4 protein-coding genes are annotated in these 3,639 nt (G+C 72.5%); all 4 read right to left on the bottom strand.

Annotated features, from left to right (window positions below):
• Nucleotides 1-236 (bottom strand): HEPN domain-containing protein (locus VKG64_03500; GenBank protein ID HKB24097.1); only part of this gene is annotated, 236 nt, incomplete at its 3' end.
• Nucleotides 237-293: 57 nt separating this feature from the next.
• Nucleotides 294-1,655, bottom strand: a complete 1,362-nt coding sequence (locus VKG64_03505) for a hypothetical protein (GenBank protein HKB24098.1) — start codon at nt 1,653-1,655, stop codon at nt 294-296.
• 134 nt (nt 1,656-1,789) lie between these two features.
• A complete protein-coding gene (locus VKG64_03510) occupies nt 1,790-2,155 on the bottom strand; it encodes a hypothetical protein (GenBank protein ID HKB24099.1) in 366 nt (121 codons plus the stop codon).
• A gap of 77 nt (nt 2,156-2,232) precedes the next feature.
• Nucleotides 2,233-3,639, bottom strand: a 1,407-nt coding sequence (locus tag VKG64_03515) for a hypothetical protein (protein ID HKB24100.1), incomplete at its 5' end; no start/stop codon positions are given.

Raw genomic sequence — 3,639 nt, forward strand, 5'->3', positions numbered from 1 at the left:
TGCTCGACCAGGCCGACGGGAACACCCGCTGCGGCCGGAAGCTCGCGGATCAGCTTTGCCACGACGTGGCCCCAGGCCTCCTGCCCGAGGTGAAGGTGGAGGGCCTTCACGGCTTTCTCCGCGGCCTGATGAGCGGCGAAACACGCCCACTCGTGGCGCCCGGCGTGGCGCGAGTCCTCAGCCTGCTCGAGATCACGCTCGGCCTGCTTGAACCGGTCCGCCGCCAGGCTGACCACACGTCCCTTGATTGTCATACAAGGCCGCCGGCTCGCGTCGAGAAATTCCCGGCCGGATCAAGGCTCCTTCACCCTGAGCCGCACGGTGATCCGGGACGGCGGCGCGGTTCCGCGCTGGAGCGTGTAGACCAGCTCCTGGAATCCCGGGCGCGGCGTCGTCGCCGTGACGCCGACCCACTCGCAGAGGGCGCCGTCCCGCGTGAAGCGCCGCGTCCGCGGATAGCGGGCGAGGTCCACCACCTCACCGTTGATGTCGAGCCCGAACGAAAGCGCCGCCAGCTCGTGCGCGAGCGCCGGCGCGTCGGGCGCGCACCAGGCCGGGCCGAGCGGGATGCCGTGGCCGTCCACGATCGCTTCCTGATAGGCGGAGTGCGCGCCGGGCTCGCGCCAGCCGTCGGGCAGGAGCGCCTCCCAGAACACGGCGTCGCGGTAGTCGAAGCCGGTGTCGGGCGCGAGCCCGAGCGCGGCGACGCGCGCCGGCGGCTCGGCGCGTGACGGACGATAGGCGGCGGCGAGCCCGACGGCGACGAATGCCAGCATGACGGCGACCGCCGCGCGGGTTCGCCGTCGGCCCCCGAACGCCTTGCGCAGGGGCAGCGCCTCGGCGGCGCACCGGACGAGCGTGCCCAGCGCCCAGCCCACCCACGCGCTCCCCACGGCGGTCAGGAGCACGCCGGGGAGCGCGGCCGCCATCCGCCCGAGGTCCCACGGCCGGGCGACACCCCACGCCATCCACGCGGCCTCCTGGGCGTAGAGCACGAGGGCGAAGGCGAGGCTCCCGAGGACGGGCGCGAGCGGCGTGATACGCGGGATCGCGAACGCCGCGACGACCAGATCGAGCGCGATCGCGGGGAGGACCGGGATCGGCGTGAAGGTCGGGATCCGCATGCCGAAGGCGAGGAGCACGCCGAGGATGACGACGTGCTGGACCGTGAACGCGACGGCGACCGCGGTCGCGGCGCCGGCGCCGAGGGCGCGGACCGCCGTCACCAGGATCGCCGGCAGCAGCAGCGCCAGGAGGAAGGGATAGAAGTCCGGCGTGCGGCCCCACGTGTCAAGGGTGTAATGGTCGAGCGCGACCATCGCTTTGTGCACGAGGTCGGCGAAGCAGAAGACCAGGATCACGCGGGGCGCGCGCCAGCGGGGCGCGGGCGCATAGCGCGTGTGAGCGGCGAGGGCGAAGACGAGCCCGAGCGCGATCAGCACGGTGCCCGCGAGACCGACGAGGTGAGGCGGGCTCCAGAGGTTCACGTCCTTGCCGACGTTGTCGTGCCACCACTGGTCGAGCGCTGCGCCGGCGATCGCGAGGAGGAACCCGACGCCGCTCAGGAGAAAGCCGCCGGGTGCGCGGTGGCGCCGACGACCCCACACGAGCGCCCACGCGCTCACGAGGCCGTTGGCGGCGACGCCCGCGTACATGAGGACGTGCGGGGGCGAGAGAAAGCTGTCGCGGCCGATCGTTCGATGCCACGCGACGTCCCAGAGGAGCCCGGGGAAGCCGAGCCAGCCGGCGCCGAGGGCGAGGGCGAGCGCGAGCGTGACCGGACGGACGCCTATCCGCGGATCCGCTGCTCGAGCTCCTGGATGCGCGCCTGGAGGGCCGCAACCTGATGCTTCAGCTCGTCCACCCTTCGTTCCAGGAGCTCGCGCTTCATTTGCTCGTCGACGAGCAGGCTCTCGATACGTCGCAAGGCCTGGGTGATGGCCTGGTACTCCTGCTCGAGGCGCTCGAGTCGCCGGTAGACCTCGTCGAAGTGACCGAAGACTTCGCGGAATCCTTCGTCGACGCGCCGCTCGAGAGTGTCGAAACGCTGCTCGAGCACGTCGAAGCGCTGGTCGACCGCCACGACGCGCCGGTCGATCGCGGCGAACTGGCCGCCCAGGAAGTCGACGAGCTGCTCGTACTCGCTCTGCGTCACGGCCGATCTCTACCGCACCTCGCCGAGCCGTTCAAGTGTCTACGAAAGGACACGCGGTCCTCCCACGGATCCGTGCGTCACGGGTCCTTGAACACGACGCCCAGCTCGACCCGCGTCGTGACGGGTCCGCGCGGCGCCGCGCGCTCGATCGTGTAGACGAACGTGTTCCGGCTCGCCCGCTGGAACGCCGAGGCGACGCCGACCCAGGCGCAGCGCTCGCCGTCGCGCAGGCGGAGGCTGACGAGCGGATACGGCGCGAGATCGATCGGCGTGCCGTTGACCTCCATCGTGAATCTGAGCCCCGGTATCATCGCCGTGAGGGCCGCGTCCGTCCGCGCGCACCAGGCGGGGCCGACGGGCGCCGGCATCCCGTCGATGATCCCCTCGCTCCGCGCCTCGATCCGCGGGGCGAACGGCCAGCCCTCGACGAAGAAGACGTTCCAGAAGATCGCCTCGGTGTATGGAAAGCTCGCGAGCGGCACGAGTCGTAGCTCCTGAACCGTCATGGAGGGGCCGAAGCGCTGAGGTTGGTACGTCGCCGCAAGGCCTGCGACGGCGAGCGCCAGCGCGGCGACGGCCGCAGCACGCGCGCGTGCGCGGCCGCCGAACTCCACCGCGGGGTCGCCGGCGGAGCCGACGGCGCGCAGGAAGCCGCCGAGAACCCAGCCCACCCACCCGCTCAGCGCTCCGGCGACGAGAACGCGCGGCAGCGAAGCCAGGACCCGGTCCGCCGGCCACGGCCGCCCGACGGCCCACCGCATCCACGCGACTTCCATCGCGACGAAGGCCAGAGTGAACGCGAGCCCGGCCGCCGCGCCGAGCCACGCGCGCTCGCGCCGGCGCCCGGCACGTGAGAACGCGAGCGAGAGGACCGCCGCGGGCGCGGCGAGGATCGGCGTCAGCGTGTAACGATCGAACTCGATGACCCGGAGCATCACGTCCACGAGCCACGCGACGGCCAGGAAGGCGAGGCACGCGAGCGTTGGCGCCCACGGCCCGACCGCGCGTGCCGCGGCGACAAGGACGACGGGCGCCAGGAGTGCGACGAGGAACGGATAGAAGTCCGGCGTGCGCGAGTGGGGCAGCATCGTGTAATGGGCGAGGACGAAGTGGCCGCGATGGACGAGATCCACCAGCACGGCGAGCATGGCGCCGCGCCACAGCCAGAGGTGCGCGAGCGCGCCGTGGCCCCGCTGGGCGGCGACGGCGAAGAGCAGACCGAGCGCGGCGATGCCCGCGCCCAGGTGGAGCTGGAGGTGGGGCGGGCTCCAGATGAGGACGTCCTTGCCGAACGTCGTATGCCACCAGTCGTCCACGGGCGCCGCCGCCATGATCACGACGATGCCGAACGCCGTGAGCGTGAAGCCAACGGGAAACCGGAGCCGGCCGAGCCGGAGCACCGGCCCGCCGAACTCCGCCTCGCGGCCGAGCGACGCACGCGCGACGGCGGCGAGCGCCAGCGCGGCGACGGCCGCAGCACGCGC

It is taken from the genome of Candidatus Methylomirabilota bacterium, assembly GCA_035260325.1.
In the GTDB taxonomy this organism is placed as follows: domain Bacteria; phylum Methylomirabilota; class Methylomirabilia; order Rokubacteriales; family CSP1-6; genus AR19.